Raw genomic sequence first — 1,298 nt, forward strand, 5'->3', positions numbered from 1 at the left:
CTGTGCCATCCGCCTCCACCGCCAGACCCGTCGCTTGGGACGATAACCCACTGCCCGTCAACAATTGAGGCAAAGCAGCCGGGGAGAGGGGAAATAGTGCCGCCTGATGCTGTCCTGCAATCTCTAAACTCAACAAACTACTGGGCTGTGAGAGACGTACCAGGGAAGAACCCGGAACTGCCAACAGGGTAATGCTGCCACTGGGAGCGCTCAGGGTGCCAGTGTTGATCACGCTGCCGCCGATCAAGTTCAAGGACTGTCCGGGATCGACCGCTAGGTTGCCTGCATTGATGATCCCCCCTGCCTGCCTTGAAAAGGGGGATTCTGACTCCAATAGCCCCCCCCTAGCAAGGGGGGGTTGGGGGGGATCAATGCTAAAGCTAAAAGCAGTGGGATCTCCCAGTAAGGTTGTGTAGTTGTTGGTGCCAAAAGCATTCAACCAGTTGTCGGTGCCAAAGCCGATGCCAATGGCGGTGGTGGCGGTGAAGCTGGCAGGGACGTTGAGACTGGCGCTGTTGCCGAAGATGATCCCCGCAGGGTTCAGCAGATACAGGTTGGGGGTGCCGCCCGTAACTTGCAGCAAGCCGTTGATCACGGAAGGGTCACCACCGATGACGCGGCCGAGGATGTTTTGCAGGTCTGGGGTGGCGAGGAAGGTGGCGATTTGGTTGGTGTCGAGTCCGAATTGTTGAAAGCTGTGGAACAGGTTGGCTCCAGCTTGGGTGCCACCGTTGATCAGAAATTCGTTGCCGTTGGGAGTGACGATCGTCCCTGTGCCATCGCTGGCAGGGGTGATAGGTTGGGCAAGGGCAGGGAAAGCTAGCAGCAGTCCTACACTGGGCAAAGAGCCAGCTATAAACCTAGATATGAACAGTCTCTTACTATGCATGACTTGCAAAGAATACACTTGTCGAGGGAAAACATATGGCAACCAGTAGCCAAGTAGTAAGCAACTAACTAATCTAGGAAGCTTTGTAGTTGGACTGAGAGGATAGCAGTATCTAGAGCAATCCTACGTTTAGGACTACATCCTAAACTATAGGTTCCCGTGTTTAGTAGATGCCTTAAAGAGCTATCCTTCACTAGCTTTAGCAGCTAACGTTATAGATATGAAGACTATTGCGATACAATCTGCTTCCACAAGGTGTAGAAACCTCCTGGGTATATCAATTCTCCAATGGCTAGTGACATAACCCATTAGGTTGCAGTAGCGACTTAATCCTTACTACGAGCTATCCGTAGCCATTATGGAGAATTGGTATTAAATCTATATTGGGTGACTGTTGGGTGCGTAGTTA

General features: G+C 51.9%; 1 protein-coding gene. It reads right to left on the reverse strand.

Annotation, left to right across the window (positions count from 1 at the left end):
- Positions 1-889: filamentous hemagglutinin N-terminal domain-containing protein (locus tag NZ772_19140; GenBank protein ID MCS6815673.1), on the reverse strand; the 889-nt coding region annotated here is incomplete at its 3' end.
- Between the last annotated feature and the right edge of the window lie 409 nt (positions 890-1,298).

This window comes from Cyanobacteriota bacterium (assembly GCA_025054735.1).
GTDB lineage: Bacteria > Cyanobacteriota > Cyanobacteriia > SKYG9 > SKYG9 > SKYG9.